Annotated in this window: 17 protein-coding genes; 13 read left to right on the top strand and 4 right to left on the bottom strand. The window is 63.3% G+C overall.

The genetic code is table 11. The features are described from left to right. The first annotated feature begins 72 nt into the window (after positions 1-72). The 13 genes from fliF to fliR all read left to right on the top strand — a co-directional run bounded on the left by fliF (position 73) and on the right by fliR (position 11,382). Entirely contained in the window at positions 73-1,788 is a 1,716-nt protein-coding gene (fliF, locus tag FJQ89_RS12535; RefSeq protein WP_141170417.1) for a flagellar basal-body MS-ring/collar protein FliF, read from the top strand. Beyond that, entirely contained in the window at positions 1,781-2,779 is a 999-nt protein-coding gene (gene fliG / locus FJQ89_RS12540; protein WP_141170418.1) for a flagellar motor switch protein FliG, read from the top strand. The genes fliF and fliG overlap by 8 nt, the downstream gene beginning before the upstream one ends. A gap of 43 nt (positions 2,780-2,822) precedes the next feature. Continuing rightward, positions 2,823-3,536: a flagellar assembly protein FliH gene (locus FJQ89_RS12545; RefSeq protein WP_141172772.1), complete on the top strand. Its 714-nt coding sequence runs from the start codon at positions 2,823-2,825 to the stop codon at positions 3,534-3,536. Positions 3,537-3,625: 89 nt separating this feature from the next. Next, positions 3,626-4,942, top strand: coding sequence for a flagellar protein export ATPase FliI (fliI, locus tag FJQ89_RS12550; RefSeq protein WP_243136568.1), 1,317 nt, complete (start codon positions 3,626-3,628; stop codon positions 4,940-4,942). 32 nt (positions 4,943-4,974) lie between these two features. Further along, positions 4,975-5,415, top strand: coding sequence for a flagellar export protein FliJ (fliJ, locus tag FJQ89_RS12555; protein WP_071075863.1), 441 nt, complete (start codon positions 4,975-4,977; stop codon positions 5,413-5,415). A gap of 19 nt (positions 5,416-5,434) precedes the next feature. Next, a complete protein-coding gene (locus tag FJQ89_RS12560) occupies positions 5,435-6,703 on the top strand; it encodes a flagellar hook-length control protein FliK (RefSeq protein WP_243136537.1) in 1,269 nt (422 codons plus the stop codon). A 186-nt stretch (positions 6,704-6,889) separates the two neighbouring features. Beyond that, positions 6,890-7,402, top strand: a complete 513-nt coding sequence (gene fliL, locus FJQ89_RS12565) for a flagellar basal body-associated protein FliL (RefSeq protein ID WP_071075861.1) — start codon at positions 6,890-6,892, stop codon at positions 7,400-7,402. Between the two features lie 6 nt (positions 7,403-7,408). Next, positions 7,409-8,395, top strand: coding sequence for a flagellar motor switch protein FliM (gene fliM, locus FJQ89_RS12570; RefSeq protein WP_071075860.1), 987 nt, complete (start codon positions 7,409-7,411; stop codon positions 8,393-8,395). 51 nt (positions 8,396-8,446) lie between these two features. Continuing rightward, positions 8,447-8,881, top strand: coding sequence for a flagellar motor switch protein FliN (gene fliN, locus FJQ89_RS12575; RefSeq protein ID WP_034754038.1), 435 nt, complete (start codon positions 8,447-8,449; stop codon positions 8,879-8,881). Beyond that, positions 8,878-9,465: a flagellar biosynthetic protein FliO gene (gene fliO / locus FJQ89_RS12580; protein WP_141170419.1), complete on the top strand. Its 588-nt coding sequence runs from the start codon at positions 8,878-8,880 to the stop codon at positions 9,463-9,465. Before fliN ends, fliO begins: the two co-directional genes overlap by 4 nt. A gap of 7 nt (positions 9,466-9,472) precedes the next feature. Further along, complete coding sequence (gene fliP / locus FJQ89_RS12585; protein WP_141170420.1) at positions 9,473-10,231, top strand: flagellar type III secretion system pore protein FliP; 759 nt, start codon at positions 9,473-9,475, stop codon at positions 10,229-10,231. A 10-nt stretch (positions 10,232-10,241) separates the two neighbouring features. Next, positions 10,242-10,511, top strand: a complete 270-nt coding sequence (gene fliQ / locus FJQ89_RS12590) for a flagellar biosynthesis protein FliQ (RefSeq protein ID WP_071075857.1) — start codon at positions 10,242-10,244, stop codon at positions 10,509-10,511. Between the two features lie 16 nt (positions 10,512-10,527). Beyond that, a complete protein-coding gene (gene fliR / locus FJQ89_RS12595; protein ID WP_141170421.1) occupies positions 10,528-11,382 on the top strand; it encodes a flagellar biosynthetic protein FliR in 855 nt (284 codons plus the stop codon). 9 nt (positions 11,383-11,391) lie between these two features. Here fliR and FJQ89_RS12600 read toward each other — a convergent pair whose 3' ends face one another. The 4 genes from FJQ89_RS12600 to flgK form a co-directional block, all read right to left on the bottom strand. After that, positions 11,392-12,651, bottom strand: coding sequence for an MFS transporter (locus tag FJQ89_RS12600; protein WP_141170422.1), 1,260 nt, complete (start codon positions 12,649-12,651; stop codon positions 11,392-11,394). 48 nt (positions 12,652-12,699) lie between these two features. Beyond that, positions 12,700-13,158 (bottom strand): MarR family winged helix-turn-helix transcriptional regulator, encoded by a 459-nt coding sequence (locus FJQ89_RS12605; protein WP_141170423.1) that lies wholly within the window; start codon positions 13,156-13,158, stop codon positions 12,700-12,702. Positions 13,159-13,326: 168 nt separating this feature from the next. Beyond that, on the bottom strand, positions 13,327-14,568 hold the full coding sequence (flgL, locus tag FJQ89_RS12610; RefSeq protein ID WP_168208449.1) for a flagellar hook-associated protein FlgL: 1,242 nt from the start codon (positions 14,566-14,568) through the stop codon (positions 13,327-13,329). 51 nt (positions 14,569-14,619) lie between these two features. Beyond that, positions 14,620-16,587: a flagellar hook-associated protein FlgK gene (gene flgK, locus FJQ89_RS12615; RefSeq protein WP_141170424.1), complete on the bottom strand. Its 1,968-nt coding sequence runs from the start codon at positions 16,585-16,587 to the stop codon at positions 14,620-14,622. Positions 16,588-16,620 lie beyond the last annotated feature (33 nt).

The raw sequence follows: 16,620 nt of genomic DNA on the forward strand, positions 1-16,620 counted from the left end.
CCCCTCCTCCCGAGGAAGCGAACCCCACGCACCACCCAACACCCGTCAAACCACACGCCCTGGAAGGCAATCATGGCTGTAGCCGAAGAAATCGATGTGAACCGCATACCGCCGGAACCGGCCCCTGCCCGCTCGCCCGTGGAGTCCGTGCAAGCGTTCGCCAAGACGCCGATGGGCAAGAATTTCCTGCGCGGCCTGGGTGTGGCGGCACTGATTGCCATCGGCGTGGCCCTGTACATGTGGAACCAGCCACCCGAGTACAAGGTCCTGTTTTCCAATTATACGGACCGCGACGGCGGCGCCATCACCGCGTCGCTGGACCAGCTGGGCATCAAGCACAAGTTTTCCGAAGGCGGCGGCGCCATTCTCGTGCCCACCGAGCAAGTCCACGATGCGCGCCTGAAACTGGCCGCGCAAGGCTTGCCGAAAGGCGGCAACGTGGGCTTCGAGCTGATGGAAAACCAGAAGCTGGGCGTGTCGCAATTTCTGGAACAGGTCAATTTCCAGCGCGCGCTCGAAGGCGAACTGGCCAAATCGATCGAATCGGTGTCCGCCGTCGATACGGCGCGCGTCCACCTGGCCCTGCCGAAACCGTCCGTCTTCGTGCGCGAACAGCAAAAACCGACCGCTTCCGTGCTGCTGAACCTGCATCCGGGCCGCGGCCTCGACCAATTGCAGGTAAGCGCCATCGTGCACCTGGTGGCATCCAGCGTGCCGGAATTGCTTCCAGTCAATGTCACCGTGGTCGACCAGGCCGGCACCTTGCTGTCGAACCAGGAAAAGGACAAGGACCGCGCCAATGGCATCAAGAGCCTGGACCCGAACCAGTTAAAGTACGTGCAGCAGTTGCAGCAAAGCGTGATCAAGCAAGTCGAATCGATCTTGCTGCCCATCGTCGGCGAAGGCAATGTGCGCGCCGAAGCGACGGCCGACGTGGATTTCTCGCAAAGCGAGCAGGCGGCCGAAACCTACAAGCCGAACTCGCCGCCGGAAGCGTCCACCATCCGCAGCCAGCAAACGAGCGAATCGACGGGCGCCGGCAATGCCAACCCGTCCGGCGTGCCGGGCGCGCTGTCGAACCAGCCGCCAGGCGTGGCGACGGCGCCGTTGACGGCGGAAGCGCCAGGCGCACCGGCCGGCGCAGCGACGGCACCGAGCCAGAAGGAATCGACGACAAATTACGAAGTTGACAAGACCGTGCGCTACGAGCAGAAATCCATGGGCGGCTTGCGCCGCCTGTCGGTGGCCGTCGTCGTCAACTACCGCCGCAGCTTCGACAAGGATGGCAAGGTCACGGTCAAGCCGATTTCGCCTGCCGAAATGGTGCAGATCAATAACCTGGTCAAGGAAGCGATGGGCTACAACAAAGAGCGCGGCGACAGCTTCAGCGTGGCCAACTCGCCCTTCGACGGCATCGACCGCGCGCCGGAAGGCAAGCTCGAATGGTGGCGCGACCCGGCCAACTTGCCGCTGGCCAAGGAACTGGCGAAGTTCCTCATCACGGCTCTGATCCTGTTGTATATCTTCATCAAGATCGTGCGCCCGATGCTGCGCCCCGTGATGCGCAAGATCGACGATTTCGGCGCGCCACCGCCCGTCATCGAGCCGGAACTGGCCAAGGACGGCGCAGAAAACGAAGTCCTGCTCAGCGAAGCGGAACTGGAAGAACTGGAAGAAGATACGGCCCGCGGTTATCGCGAAAACCTGGCGATGGCGAGGAAACTGGCACAGGACGACCCACGCGTGGTGGCCAACGTAATCAAAGCATGGATAGGCAATAATGAGTGAGACAACGGGACTGCAAAAAGCATCGATCCTGATGCTGGCACTGGGCGAGAGCGAAGCGGCCGAGGTCATGAAATTCCTCGGCCCGCGCGAAGTGCTGAAACTGGGCGCCGCCATGGCCACCATGAAGGGCATCGCGCACGAGCAAGTGGTCGAGGTGCTCGACGACTTCCGCTCACAGACGGAACTCAATTCCACCGTCGGCCTCGATTCGGACGAATACATCCGCCAAGTCCTCACCAAGGCGCTGGGCGACGACAAGGCGTCCGTGCTGCTGTCGCGCATTCTGGGCGGCAAGGATGCGTCCGGCATCGAATCGCTGAAATGGATGGATTCGCAATCCGTGTCCGAGCTGATCCGCAACGAACACCCGCAGATCATCGCCACCATCCTGGTCCACCTGGAACGCGACCAGGCGTGCGAAATCCTCGGCCATTTCACGGACCGCCTGCGCAACGATGTGGTGCTGCGCATCGCCACCCTGGACGGCGTGCAGCCGGCCGCCTTGCGCGAACTCAACGATGTGCTGACGAAACTGCTGTCCGGTAACGAGAACATCAAGAAATCGTCGCTGGGCGGCGTGCGCGCGGCGGCCGAGATCCTCAACTTCATGAGCGGCGAGCAGGAGGGCTCCGTCATGGACAATATCAAGAACTACGACAACGACATGGCGCAAAAGATCATGGACGAAATGTTCGTGTTCGACAACGTGATCGACATCGACGACCGCGGCATCCAGCTGCTGCTGCGCGAAGTGCAGTCGGAAATGCTGATCATCGCCCTGAAAGGCGCCTCGCAAGAGCTGCGCGACAAGATCTTCAAGAACATGTCGCAGCGTGCCGGCGAGATGATGCGCGAAGACCTGGAATCAAAAGGCCCCGTGCGCCTGTCGGAAGTGGAGTCGCAGCAGAAACAGATCCTGCAAATCGTGCGCCGCCTGGCGGACGAAGGGCAGATAGTACTGGGTGGAAAAGGCGAGGATTCGTTTGTCTAATTTAATACCCAAAGAGCAACAAACCGCTTACCAGCGCTGGGAAATGACCTCGTTTGGCGACGAGCGTCCCAGCGTGGTGGCGGCGCGCAAGCTGCTCGACCCCGATCCTGAACCCGAATTCGACCCGGAAATGGATCCATACGGCGAACTGTCGGAAGAAGAGCAGGCCGCGCCGCTGGAATACCCGACGCAGGAAGAACTCGACGCCATCCGCGAAGAAACGCGCGCCACGGCCTTCGATGAGGGCCGCGCTGCCGGCTATGCGGAAGGCCACGCGGCCGGACATGCCGATGGCCATGCGCAGTCGTATGCCGAAGGCAAGGCGGCGTCCGGCGTGGAACTGGCGCATCTGCAAACCATCGCCGTCGACTTCGGCACGGCCGTGCACCAGGCCGATGAACTGATCGCCAATGACGTCATGGAACTGGCCTTGCAACTGGCCAAGGCCATGCTGAAGACGGCCTTGCCCGTGCGCCCCGAGCTGATGCTGCCGCTGGTGCGCGAAGCCATCGAATATTTGCCTGTGCTGCAACAACCGGCCTTGCTGATGCTCAATCCGGAGGATGCGCAAGTCGTGCGCGACGGCATCGGCGATGAGCTCGACAAGGGTGGCTGGAGGGTCATCGAAGACCCGTCCGTGGAACGCGGCGGCTGCAAGATCGACACGGCCAGCAACCAGATCGATGCGCAAAGCTCCACCCGCTGGCAGCGCCTGACGCATGCGCTGGGCAAGGACCTGGACTGGCTGGCGCCGTGAGCGAGCCCGTCAAAGGCCCCACTGCCCATGCGGCGCGCTGGCGCGCCTACCTGAGCGACTGTTCGGCCGTAGTCGGCTTTGTGGAACCGATGCAAATATCGGGCCGGGTCACGCGCGTGGCCGGCCTGGTGATGGAAGCGGTGGGCCTGCGCCTGGCCGTCGGCGCCGCCTGCACCGTGCCGCTGCCAAATGGCGGGCGGGTCGAGGCGGAAGTCGTGGGTTTCGAAGGCGAGCGCCTGTTTTTGATGCCGCAAAGCGACGTCGAAGGCATCGTGCCCGGCACGCGCGTGTTTTCCGTCGAACCGGCCATCCCCCGCCCCGGCAGCGTGGCGCATCCGCGTCGCCGCCCCAGCGACCGCGCGCGCCACCTGCCCGTGGGACCGCAACTGCTGGGCCGCGTGCTCGACGGCGCAGGAAGGCCGCTGGATCAATTGGGTCCCCTGCTCACCACCGATAGCGCCCCCATCAACGTGCGCCCCGCCAATCCGCTGGGCCGCGCGCCCATCGTGACCACGCTGGACGTGGGCGTGCGCTCGATCAATGCCATGCTGACCGTGGGCCGCGGCCAGCGCATGGGCCTGTTCGCCGGTTCCGGCGTGGGCAAGAGCGTGCTGCTGGGCATGATGGCCCGCTACACGGAAGCGGACGTGATCGTCGTCGGCCTGATCGGCGAACGCGGACGCGAAGTCAAGGAATTCATCGAGCAAATCCTCGGTGCGGAAGGCCTGGCCCGCTCCGTCGTCGTGGCGGCGCCGGCCGACACGCCGCCGCTGATGCGCCTGCAGGGCGCCGCGTATGCGACGGCGATTGCCGAGTATTTCCGCGACCAGGGGCAAAACGTGCTGTTGATCATGGATTCGCTGACCCGCTACGCCATGGCGCAGCGCGAAATCGCCCTGGCCATCGGCGAACCGCCTGCCACCAAGGGTTATCCGCCGTCCGTCTTCGCCAAGCTGCCCGTGCTGGTGGAGCGGGCCGGCAATGGCGAGGAAGGCGGCGGCTCGATCACCGCCTTCTACACCGTACTGACCGAGGGCGACGACCAGCAAGACCCGATCGCCGACTCGGCGCGCGCGATTCTCGATGGCCACATCGTGCTGAACCGGCGCCTGGCCGAGGCGGGCCATTACCCCGCCATTGACATCGAGCAATCGATTTCGCGCGCCGCCCACTCGATCACCACGCATGAACACCAGCAGCAGGCGCGCAAGCTGAAACAGCTGTATTCGCGCTATGAACGCAGCCGCGACCTGATCAGCGTGGGCGCCTACAGCGCCGGCACCGACCCCGTACTGGACCAGGCCATCGCCCTGCATGAAAAGATCGAGGCATTTTTGCAACAGCAAATCACCGAGCGGGTCAGCATGGACGAGAGCTTGGGGCAACTTACCGCTCTATTCGACTGATTAGGGCTTGCATGGCGGGAATATAATCAGGCATGGCTTCTCCTTCCCAACTTGCAACCCTGATTGACCTTGCCCAGCGCGAAACGGACGATTGCGCCAAGCGCCTGGGCGCGGCCCTGAAAGCGCTCGACGATTGCCGCCAGAAGCTCGACATGCTGTCCGGCTACCGCGACGATTATGCCCAGCGCTTCGAGGCGAGCATGAGCAACGGCATCACGCCCATGGCTTACCGCAATTTCCAGGCCTTCATGGTCAAGCTTGACAGCGCCATCCAGGGCCAGCAGCAAGTGGTCGAGCATGCGCAAGCGCGCAGCGAGAATGAAAAGATGCGCTGGCAACTGGCCGAACGCAAGCGCATGTCGTACACCACCCTGAATAACCGGGCGCAGGAACAGGCGCTGAAGCTGGAAAACAAGCGCGACCAGAAAGCAATGGATGAGCACGCGGCGCGACAAGCCTATTACAAACGCTAAGCAACACTGAGGCAGCATCATGCAAACCCAGCCTACACCGATTTCCCAGATTATCTCGCCGAACGCCACGCCGGGCGCCGCCAACCGCAGCCAGCCCCCCACCAGCAGCACGGCGGGCGACTTCCAGCGCACCCTGAACCGCCAGATCGAGCAACGCCAGGCCAGCCGCAATATGGAGCAAGCGCAAGGACAAGCGTCGGCGGCAGCCCGCCCCGCCAGCCATGCCGCCACGCAGGCGCCCACCCAGGCGCCGGCCAAGGACACGACGCCGATGCACGCGGACAGCGAACCGGCCGCCAACAAGGAACAGCCTTCCGCGCCGGCCAGCGAGGCGCCCGCCACCAGCGACAGCGCCACGGCCGAGGCCAGCGTGCCCGCCGCGACAGTCCCGCCGCCTGCCGATCCGGCCGCCGAGATGCTGGCCCTGGTGGGCAGCATCCAGCTGGCCATCCAGCCGTCAGCGGCCAAGGCCGCGCCGGAACTGCCCGCGCGCGCCAGCGTCAAGGCCGACGGCAAGAATCTGGCAACAGGGGCCTTGCTGGCAGCCGGCCAGGGCAGCGGCAAGGCCGCCGCCACGGTCATCGCGCAAGCCGACAGCGGCGACTTTGCCGACAGCCTGGGCCAGGCCCAGGGCAAGACAAGGGCCACGCCAGGCGCCAGCGTGCCGAGCGGCAAGGCCGAGCCGGGCAAGCTGGCCATCGATGCGCAGCTGGCGGCCACGGCCAAGGCTGGCAGCGCCGTGGGCGACGCGATCATCAAGGAAGCACCTGCCGACCTGAGCCGCCTGGCGGCCCAGTTGCAGCCAGGCGCGCTGCAGCAGGCCGCCGCCGCTGTGGCCGTGCCGGCAGACAAGCTGACGGGCCGGGTCGGCACGCCGGCCTGGGACCAGCAGCTGGGACAGAAAGTCGTGTGGATGGCGGCCGGTGGCGACCAGAGCGCCACCCTGACCCTGAATCCGCCCGACCTGGGGCCTGTGCAAGTGGTCCTGACGGTCACCAATGACCAGGCCGATGCCGCCTTCATGTCGGCCCAGCCCGAAGTACGCCAGGCGCTGGAAGCGGCCATGCCGCGCCTGCGCGAGATGATGAGCGAAGCGGGTATCGCCTTCGGCAGCGCCACCGTCTCGGCCGGCACGCCGGAACAGCAAAACAATGGCGAGCGTGCCACCTCGGGCGAACGCCGCGGCAACGGCCAGGGCGGCGGCGTCTCCGGTGGCGAGATCGCCATCGCGCCGGCGGCGGGCGGACGCAGCCGGCCCAGCCTGAGTGCAGTGGATACCTTTGCCTGAGGCCAATTCGTCGGCCGCAGGCCTCAGGTGCCCCCCAGAGAGTAACTTTTCGTCTAAAAACAGCGAGTTGAGGGCGCTTCCGCCCTCTTTTCACTGCATCCTTCTGCGCAGAATTTGCCGATAATGACATAATGGCGGCGTGATCCACTTCCATGCACTCGAGTACCATTGAAAGCAAATCCAAAAATGAAAGCAGATCCGAAAGCAGATGCAGGCCTGGCCCCCCCCGGCGCCTCGAAAAAGAAGCTTCTGATCATCGTGCTGGCCTCGGTGCTGGTGGCTGGCGGCATCGGTGGCGGTGCAGCCTGGTACTTCCTGCATGGCAAGGCCGATAAAGAAGAAGCGGCGCCCAGCAAGAAAAAACATGCCGCTTCCAAGGCTGGTCCGCCCGTCTTCGTGCCCATCGACTCCTTCACCGTCAACTTGCAGCCGGAAAATGGCGAGCAATACCTGCAAATCGCCTTCACCTTGCAGGCCAGCAGCGCGGAAGAAATGGACTTGATCAAGGTCAACATGCCGAAAGTGCGCAGCCGCTTGCTGCTGCTGCTGTCTGGCAAGAAGGCTTCCGAACTCAATACCGTGGAAGGCAAGCAGCAACTGGCGGCCGAAATCATCAATCAGGTGAACCAGCCGTTCGAGGACAAAGGGCCGGAGCAGGACGTGACGGACGTATTATTTACCGCATTCATCATTCAATAAGCAGCCATGGCCGATAATTTCCTCTCCCAGGAAGAAGTCGATGCCCTCCTGAAGGGCGTCAACGGAGACCAGGACGACGCGCAGGCGCCGGAAGATGTCACGGGAGTTCGTACCTACAACCTGGCAACGCAGGAGCGCATCGTGCGCGGCCGGATGCCAACGTTGGAAATTATCAACGAGCGTTTCGCCCGCCTGCTGCGCGTGGGCCTGTTCAACTTCCTGCGCCGCAGTGCCGAAGTATCGGTGGGTTCCGTGCGCGTCTCGAAATACAGCGAGTTCATCCGCAACCTGGTGGTGCCGACCAATCTGAACCTGGTCCACATGAAGCCGCTGCGCGGCACGGCCCTGATGGTCTTCGATCCGGGCCTGGTGTTCCTGCTGGTCGACAACCTGTTTGGCGGCGACGGACGTTTTCATACGCGTGTCGAAGGACGCGACTTTACGCAGACGGAGCAGCGCATCATCTTGCGCATCCTCGACATCGTCTTTGAAGCCTATACCAAGTCGTGGGAACCGGTCTTCCCCGTCGAGTTCGAATATATCCGCTCGGAAATGAACACACAGTTCGCCAACATCGCCACACCGAACGAGGTCGTCGTCGCCTCGACGTTTACGGTGGAACTGGGCTCCGTTTCCGGACAAATCCACTTCTGCATGCCGTATTCGATGATCGAACCGATCCGCGATTCGCTGACCTCGAGCCTGCAAGGCGAAGCGCTGGAAGTGGACAAGCGCTGGATCCGCCTGATGACGCAGCAGATCCAGATCGCCGAAGTCGAACTGGTGGCGTCGCTGGGCACGGCGCGCGTCTCGTTCGACGAGATTTTGAACATGAAGGTGGGCGACATCATTCCACTGAACATACCCGAACTGATCGCCGCCACCGTCGACGGCGTGCCCGTGATGGATTGCACATATGGCGTGTTGAACGGACAATATGCGCTGAAGGTTGAAAAGTTGTTGGCAAATTCCGATAACATGAATAATCACTAAATAACTACCCGGGCCGCGTTGCGGTCCGTATCTGTACAACAGGAGAAACACATGTCTGACAACCAAGACGACCAAAGCGCGGAAGACGATTGGGGCGCGGCCATTGCCGAGCAGGCCAAGGCGGAAGCCGAAGCGCTGCAAAACCAGGCCGCCAATACGGCCAGCGCGGCCAGCGCCGCCGTATTCAAGGACTTTTCCAAGCAGGCGTCGAAGTCGGAAACGCACAACGATATCGATTTCATCCTCGATATCCCCGTGCAGCTGACAGTCGAACTGGGCCGCACCAAGATCGCCATCAAGAACCTGCTGCAACTGGCACAGGGTTCCGTGGTCGAGCTCGACGGCCTGGCGGGCGAACCGATGGACGTGCTGGTGAACGGCTGCCTGATCGCCCAGGGCGAAGTGGTGGTGGTGAATGACAAGTTTGGTATCCGCCTGACCGACATCATCACGCCTTCCGAACGCATCCGAAAATTGAATAAATGAAGCCTGGCCTGTTGATTTCCACCGTGCTGCCGCTCATGGCGGCATGCAGCATTGCGCTGGCGGCGCCGGCTTCGGCGCCCGTACCAGCTTCGGTCCCGGCCGAAACGGCGGCGCCCAGCGCAGCTGCCGAAGTGGCATCTGAAAAACCCGCTGCCGCCGCTGCAGCGGTACCCGCACCTGCCGCCGCCCTGCCCGCCATGCCTGCGGGCGCGCCCATGACGATGGCGCCGACGAGCTCGGCCGGCAGCTTGCTGCAAACCATCTTCGCGCTGGTGTTCGTGCTGGCCCTGCTGATCGGCCTGGCCTGGTTCATGAAGCGCTATGGTCCCAAAGTCATGGGCGGCAACAACAAGATGCGCGTCGTCAGTTCGCTCAACCTGGGCGGACGCGAACGCATCGTCCTCGTCGAAGTGGCCGACCAGTGGATCGTCGTCGGCGCCTCGCCCGGCCGCATCAACGCGCTGGCGACCATGCCGCGCCAGGAAGGCGAGTTGCCGCAACTGGCAACGACGCAAAACGGCCCCGCGGCCGCCAATTTTTCCGAGTGGCTGAAACAGACCATCGAAAAACGCAATGGGAAATAAGCAGCAGATGGCATGGTCCCACGTAAAGACTCCCCTGACCTGGCTGCTGGCGGCGGCCGCCCTGGCCTTGCCGCTGTGGGCCATGGCACAGCCGGGTATCCCGGCCTTCAACAGCACGCCGGCGCCGGGCGGCGGACAGAATTACTCACTGCCGGTGCAGACGCTCATCCTGATGACGTCGCTCACCTTCCTGCCGGCGGCCCTCCTGATGATGACCTGCTTTACGCGCATCATCATCGTGCTTTCCCTGCTGCGCCAGGCCATCGGCACGCAATCGGCGCCGCCGAACCAAGTGCTGGTGGGGCTCGCCCTGTTCCTGACCCTGTTCGTCATGGGCCCCGTGTTCGACAAGATTTACACGGATGCCTATCTGCCTTATCAGGAAAACAAAATCAGCATGCAGCAGGCGATGGACAAGGGCGTCGATCCCCTGAAAACCTTCATGCTCAAGCAGACGCGCCAGGCCGACCTGGCGCTGTTTGCCAAGATGTCGCGCTCGCCTGCCCTGCAAGGCCCGGAAGACGTGCCGCTGCGCATCCTCGTGCCCGCCTTCGTCACCAGCGAACTGAAGACGGCATTCCAGATCGGCTTTGCCATTTTCATCCCGTTTTTGATCATCGACATGGTGGTCGCTAGCGTGCTGATGTCGATGGGTATGATGATGATGTCGCCGGCGACGATCTCGCTGCCGTTCAAGCTGATGCTGTTCGTGCTGGTCGATGGCTGGCAATTGCTGCTGGGCTCGCTGTCGCAGAGTTTTTACTAGGGGACGTACGATGACACCCGAAAGCGTCATGACCCTGGGCCGCCATGCGATGGAAGTCACCCTGATGGTGGCCGCGCCCATGCTGCTCGTCGCCCTCATCATCGGCTTGATCGTGAGTATTTTCCAGGCGGCCACGCAGATCAACGAATCGACCCTGTCTTTCATCCCCAAGCTGGTCGGCATCTTTGTCGCCCTCGTCGTGGCCGGTCCGTGGATGCTGTCCGTCATGCTCGACTACATGCGCCAGGTATTTACGGGCATTCCGAACCTGGTGGGTTAGTGCCGCCACCATTGCCATGCTGACCCTGTCGAGCATCGAACTGAACACGTGGATCGCAGCACTGCTGTGGCCGCTTAGCCGCATCCTCGGCCTGATCGCGGCCGCGCCCCTGTTCGGCAATGCGGCCGTGCCGGCCAGCGTCAAGGTGACCCTGGGCGCGCTGCTGGCCATGATCATCGCTCCCACCGTGCCGGCCTTGCCGGCCGTCAACCCGATGTCCTTGCCCGGCTTGCTGATCCTGACGCAAGAGATGCTGGTGGGCCTGGCCATGGGCTTTTCCATCCGCATCGTGTTTTCCGCCGTCGAAATGGCTGGCGAGCTCAGCAGTCTCACCATGGGCCTGGGCTTCGCCTCGTTCTTCGACCCGCAAACCAAGGGCAGGTCTTCCGCCATCAGCCAGTTCCTCGTCATGCTGGCCACCTTGATGTTTTTGACAGTCAACGGCCACCTGGTCTTGCTGGCGGCGCTGGCGGAAAGCTTTGTCAGCCTGCCCATTTCATCGAGTCCCATCAGCGGCGGCGGTTTCCAGCAATTGGCGGCCTGGGGCGGGGAAATCTTCCGTTCCGGCCTGCAGATTTCGCTGCCCATCATCGCCGCCCTGCTGCTGACCAACGTGGCGCTGGGCATTTTGACGCGGGCCGCTCCGCAGCTGAACATTTTCGGTATCGGTTTTCCCGTGACCCTGGGCGTGGGCTTGCTGGTGATCAGCATGGTCCTGCCCTACCTGGCCACGCCCTTCCAGAATATGTTCCTGCGTGGCATAGAAACGGCGCGTTTGCTGCCGCGCGGCTTCGCCACGCGCGACCGGCCACCGCCGCCCGCGCCGCCGAACCCCTTGCGCCCGGCGCCGCCGGCAACACCGGCACGCTAAGACTGGCGATCAATGCTGGTCGCTGCTCAGCGCCACGCGCCAGCGCCGCACATCGACATTCACACGCAACTGATGATGTTTGACCAGGTAGCGCACGCCGACCAGCGCCGCCGCCAGCCCCGACAGGGCGGCGATGCCCAGCGCCCAGCGCGGGCCGAAGGTATCGGCCACCCAGCCCACGACGGGTGCGCCCAGCGGCGTGCCGCCCGCCGAGATGGCCAGCAGGATGGCCATCACGCGGCCCCGCATGGCGGGCGCCGTCGACAATTGCACACTGCTGTTGACGCTGGTGGTAAACGTTTGCGCGGCGATGCCGATGACCACCAGCATCATGCCGAACAGCCAATAATTGGGCATTACGGCGGCCAGCGCGCAGGCCAGGCCGAACAGCGCCGCCGCCCCCAGCAGCAAGGCCAGCGTAGGCTGGCCACGGCCCGCCGCCAGCAGCGCGCCGGCTACGGAGCCGCAAGCCATGATGGAACTGAGCACGCCATACTGACCGGCGCCCGCATGGAAGGCCGTGACCGACATGGTCGAGAGGAAAATCGGGAAATTCAAGCCGAAGGTGCCGATCAGGAACAGCATCAGCATGATGGCCATCAGGTCGGGCCGCTGGCGCACGTAGCGGAAACCCTCGCCCAGGCTGGCGCGCGTGGCCTTGATACGCGGCACGCGGCGCAGCAACTGCACGCGCAGCAGCAACAGCGAACCGATCACGGCGGCAAACGAGACGGCGTTGATGATGAAGACCCAGCCGCTGCCGACGCTGCTGATCAGCAGTCCTGCTACCGCGGGGCCCAGCATGCGCGCCGCATTGAACGAGGTGGAATTGAGCGCCACGGCGTTCGTCAGGTCTTCCTCGCCGACGATTTCGGCAACAAACGTCTGGCGCACGGGCGAATCGAAGGCCGTCACGCAGCCCAGCAGGAAAGCAAACACATACACATGCCACAGTTGTACCAGGCCGCTGATGCACAAGATCCCGAGTCCCAGCGCCAGCAAGCCCATGGCCGCCTGCGTGCACAGCAGCAATTTCCTGCGGTCGAGCAAGTCGGCTGCCATGCTCGTCAGGGGCAGCAACAGCAGTTGCGGGCCGAATTGCAAGGCCATGACGATGCCGACGGCACTGGCATTGTGCTGCGTCAATTCGCTGAGCACCAGCCAATCCTGCGCCGTGCGCTGCATCCAGGTGCCGATATTCGACACCAGGGCGCCACCGGCCCAGATACGGTAATTGGGAATGCGTAGCGAACGGAAGGTGTTGTTCATCTGGGCGTGCGGGCTCCTTGCCGGGGTCGTGGTGGAAAATTCAGCGGATCACTGCGCCAAGCGTTTGAGCAATGCCACTGCATGGTTCAGTTCGGTAACTTCGTCCGGCGTGAGCCGGGTTTCAATGGTGCGCGCCAGCCAGTCTTCGCGCGCGGCGCGGCTGGCCGCGATCCAGGTGCGGCAACTGTCCGTCAGGGTCAATAGCGTCTGCCGGCCATCGGCCGGGTCGGGCGAGCCCGTCACCATGCGCGCTTGCGTCAACGCTTGCACGGTGGCGGCCATCGACTGGGGCCGCATGCCTTCGGCGCGCGCCAGGCTGCTGGCGGTGGCCGGGCCATCGCGCTCGAGGCGGCTCAGCACGGATGCCTGCGACATGCTGACATCGCCCAGATGCGCTTCTTCGCGCAGGCGGCGGCGCAGCTTGCCGACCAGGATGCGCAATTCGCCGGCCAGTTGCAGCACGTGCTCGTGATCGTGATCGTTGTGTTCTTCTTGTGGGGTGCTCATGGTGGCCGTGGGGTGGATCAACGGCCATCAGTATAACAGATAGGCAGGTAGACTGCACAGTTTGCCTGTATATATTATCAAGACGGCCATTTTGCGCACGTAAAAAAGCCGGGGCGGGAGGTATTCTCCCTGCCCCGGCTTGCCGGTCATCGAGCCGATATTGAGCTCTTAGCTGATGTAATTGAACAGCGACAAGCCCGAGATCGAGGTGAACGTTTTCTGCGCCGCCTGCAGGGTCACCTGCTGCTGGGTGAAGGTGGAAATGGCTTTCACCATGTCCAGGTCCTGCAGGTCCGACAGGGTGGTGGCGTACTGGAGGTCGAGGTCGTCGCCTGCGCTGTCGAGATAATCGAGCTCCTTCATGCGCGCGCCCACGTCGGTGCGCACCGACAGCACATTGTCGTAGGCCGTGTCGAGTATATTGTGGGCCGCGTTCAAGCCGTTCGCCAGGCGCGCCTGGCCCGCGTCGCCAGTGGTCGTCTGGCGCAGCACGCCGATCAGGTTTTTCACGGTGGTAAACAGCGATTCCTTGGCGCTCGGCTCCAGCGTAAAGCTGTCCAGGTCTGCCGGCTTGCCCGTGACATTCACTTGCTGGCCGTCGAAGGTGATGGTGTCGCCGCTCTTGTAGGGGATGGGCACGGCGGGATTCGGCACCGTCTGGCCCAAGGTGGCGTCGGTGATGGTATACGTGGTGACGGCAGCGGTGCCCGTGCCCGCGACCTTGAAGTCGATGGAATATTTATGTCCCGTCAATGCCGTCGGGTCCGTCACCGTGCCGCCAGAAATGATGCCGGAACCGCCGCGCGTGAAGTTGCCGGCGGCGGCGGCCGTGGTGAACTTGCCGTTGCCGGTCAGGTTGTTTTCAAAGACGGTGGCGCCGGAATCGCTGGTCGCCAGGTAGCGCGCCGAGCCGACCTGCAATTCGCGCTGGCCCTGGTCGCCCACATAGGTGGCGCCCGTCGGCGTCTGGCTGAATGGCTGGGTGGTGGATTTATAGCCGGAAAACAGGTAGCCGCCGGCGCCGTCAGCCGTGTTGGCGATGCCCAGCAAGTCGGTCAGCCGCCCTTCCAGTTCCTTCGCCAGGGTGTCGCGGTCGACGTCTTTCAGCGCAGGATTGCCGGCCTTGACGACCAGGTCTTTCACGTCCGCAATCAGCGAACCCGTGCTGGCCAGCGCCAGCTCTTCCTGTGACAGGAAATTCTTCGCATTCGAACGGTTCGTCACGAACTGCGTATTGATCGATTGCGACTGCGTCACTTCCAGCGCGCGCGCCGAGGCGATCGGATCGTCGGCAGGCGTCAGGTTGCGGCGGTTCGCCGACAGCTGCATCTGCGTACGGTTCAGGGCGCCCTGCAGATTGTTCAGCTGCGAACTGCCCTGGTCATAAATCATTCGTGTGCTGATGCGCATGATGCTGCCCTTCCAGAAAGCCGCCGCGCGCTATGTCGCGGCAAAAATTGATTAACGTCCCAGGCCGATGACCACGTCGAACAGGGTGCTGGCGATCTGCATGACCTTGCCGCACGCCTGGTAGGACTGCTGGTAACGCAGCAGGTTGGCCGCCTCTTCATCGAGGTTGACGCCGGAGACGGCCTGCTGCTGGGTGCTGACCTGCTGCAGCAAGGCCAGGCTGGCCAGGCCACTGACCTGCACTTCGCGTGTCTTGTTGCCCACGAAGCTGACGGTTTGCGCATACGAACCCTGGAACGTGGTATTGCCGCCATCGAGGATGTTCTTCGTCTGCAAGCCCGCCAGCAGCGCGGCATTGCGGTTGTCGCCCACGCCGCCCGTATTGGGCTTGATCGTGAAGGTATCGCCCTGCGCCGGCGCGCCCGTCATGCTGACATTGATGCCGCCAAAGCTGAAGTTGTCGCCTTCCGCATACGGGATGCTCGCCGTGCCGGCCGGATAGGTCGTGGTGGCGCCATTCACGCCCTTGACCGTCACCGCCTGGCCGGCGGGGAAACCCGTCAGCGAGGTAGTCGCCTTGTCGTAGGTCAAGGTCACGGGCCCCGTCAGGGCATTGCCCGGGGTCAGGTAGGCCTTGTCGACGGAGCCGGCGCTGAGCTTGCCCGTGCCCGTATTGGCCACCGGCGCCGAAGTGGCGATGGGGGCCCCAGCGGCAATCTTGTTGCGGTCGGTGATCAGCACGGCCAGGCCCGCCGCGCCATTCGCCGTCGGTTTGATGACGTAGTTGTCGCCTTGGGCGGCCGTGCCCGAGATCGAGAAATCGACGCCGTCGATGGTTTGCGGCGCCGTTTGCGGGTACGGATTGATGATGGTGTGTGCGCCGTCCGATTCGCGCGTCACCACATAGTTGCTGCCATCGTAATTCAGGCTGTAATCGCTGGCCGTCAGCTTGGTGGGGTCGCTGACCTTGGCCGACAGCACGGTGGTGCTGCTGGCGTTGTTGCCGCGGTCGGCGCCGATCACGGGGTCGGGTATCTTGAAAAAGTCGCCGCCCATGGCGCCATTCAAGTCCTGGCCCAGCTTGTGCTGGTCGTTGAAGGTGCTCGCCAGCGCGATGGCCACCTTGCCCAGCGAGTTCTGCACATTGTCCAGGGTGCCGCTGCGAAATTCCAGCAAGCCGCCCAGCGAGCCGCCGGTCAGGGAGCTGTCCGGCAGCACGCTGACGGTATTGCCCGTGACATAGCCCACCTCGATGCGGTTCGGGTCCGTCCGCGAAGGCGTGGCCGCCAGCGCGAAGCTGCGATCCGCCACCACCAGCGGCTGGCCCGCGCCGATGGAAATGGTGACGGTATTGTTGGCAGCCGGTTGCACCGTCGCCTTGACATATTTGTTCAATTCCGTGATCAGCTGGTCGCGCTGGTCCAGCAGATCGTTGGGCTGGTTGCTGGCATCGACCGACAATTGGGAAATCGACTTGTTCAGCTCGGCGAGCTGCTTGGCGTAGGTATTAATCACCGTCACATTCGACGTGATCTGCGAATTGACGCCGTCGCCGATCTCCGTCAGGCGCGCGCTCAAGCCCTGGAAACGGGAAGCGAGCGAGCCGGCGCTCGACAGCAACGCCTGGCGCGAGGCGACCGAAGACGGATTGGCGCTGAAGTCCTGCACGCCCTTGAAGAAGTCTTGCAGGGCGGGCGACAGGCCCGCCGTGGGGTCGGCCAGCAAGTTGTCGATCTGACTGATCTGCGTGTAATAGCTATCGAGCGCGCTGGTAGCGCTTTGCGCGGCATTGACCTGGGTGCCCATGAAGCTGTCGTACTGGCGCTTGATCTGCGACACTTCCGTGCCCGTGCCGACGAAGCCATAGCCGGCAAAGTTCGACTGCGAAGTCTGCTGCAGCACCGTCTGGCGATTGTAGCCGGCGACATTCGCATTGGTGATGTTATGCCCGGTCGTCGACAGGCCCACCTGCGCTGCAAGCAAACCGCTCTTACCGATGCTGAGTAGATTCGAAGTCATGGTGTCTTATTGGTTACCGTCACATGTATTTAC

This window comes from Janthinobacterium tructae, assembly GCF_006517255.1.
In the GTDB taxonomy this organism is placed as follows: domain Bacteria; phylum Pseudomonadota; class Gammaproteobacteria; order Burkholderiales; family Burkholderiaceae_D; genus Janthinobacterium; species Janthinobacterium tructae.

Excerpts from the sequence above, each read along its gene's own strand:
- fliF (WP_141170417.1), top strand. The coding sequence starts at position 73 with ATGGCTGTAGCCGAAGAAATCGATGTGAACCGCATACCGCCGGAACCG.
- fliG (WP_141170418.1), top strand. The coding sequence starts at position 1,781 with ATGAGTGAGACAACGGGACTGCAAAAAGCATCGATCCTGATGCTGGCA.
- FJQ89_RS12545 (WP_141172772.1), top strand. The coding sequence starts at position 2,823 with ATGACCTCGTTTGGCGACGAGCGTCCCAGCGTGGTGGCGGCGCGCAAG.
- fliI (WP_243136568.1), top strand. The coding sequence starts at position 3,626 with ATGCAAATATCGGGCCGGGTCACGCGCGTGGCCGGCCTGGTGATGGAA.
- fliJ (WP_071075863.1), top strand. The coding sequence starts at position 4,975 with ATGGCTTCTCCTTCCCAACTTGCAACCCTGATTGACCTTGCCCAGCGC.
- FJQ89_RS12560 (WP_243136537.1), top strand. The coding sequence starts at position 5,435 with ATGCAAACCCAGCCTACACCGATTTCCCAGATTATCTCGCCGAACGCC.
- fliL (WP_071075861.1), top strand. The coding sequence starts at position 6,890 with ATGAAAGCAGATCCGAAAGCAGATGCAGGCCTGGCCCCCCCCGGCGCC.
- fliM (WP_071075860.1), top strand. The coding sequence starts at position 7,409 with ATGGCCGATAATTTCCTCTCCCAGGAAGAAGTCGATGCCCTCCTGAAG.
- fliN (WP_034754038.1), top strand. The coding sequence starts at position 8,447 with ATGTCTGACAACCAAGACGACCAAAGCGCGGAAGACGATTGGGGCGCG.
- fliO (WP_141170419.1), top strand. The coding sequence starts at position 8,878 with ATGAAGCCTGGCCTGTTGATTTCCACCGTGCTGCCGCTCATGGCGGCA.
- fliP (WP_141170420.1), top strand. The coding sequence starts at position 9,473 with ATGGCATGGTCCCACGTAAAGACTCCCCTGACCTGGCTGCTGGCGGCG.
- fliQ (WP_071075857.1), top strand. The coding sequence starts at position 10,242 with ATGACACCCGAAAGCGTCATGACCCTGGGCCGCCATGCGATGGAAGTC.
- fliR (WP_141170421.1), top strand. The coding sequence starts at position 10,528 with ATGCTGACCCTGTCGAGCATCGAACTGAACACGTGGATCGCAGCACTG.
- FJQ89_RS12600 (WP_141170422.1), bottom strand. The coding sequence starts at position 12,651 with ATGAACAACACCTTCCGTTCGCTACGCATTCCCAATTACCGTATCTGG.
- FJQ89_RS12605 (WP_141170423.1), bottom strand. The coding sequence starts at position 13,158 with ATGAGCACCCCACAAGAAGAACACAACGATCACGATCACGAGCACGTG.
- flgL (WP_168208449.1), bottom strand. The coding sequence starts at position 14,568 with ATGCGCATCAGCACACGAATGATTTATGACCAGGGCAGTTCGCAGCTG.
- flgK (WP_141170424.1), bottom strand. The coding sequence starts at position 16,587 with ATGACTTCGAATCTACTCAGCATCGGTAAGAGCGGTTTGCTTGCAGCG.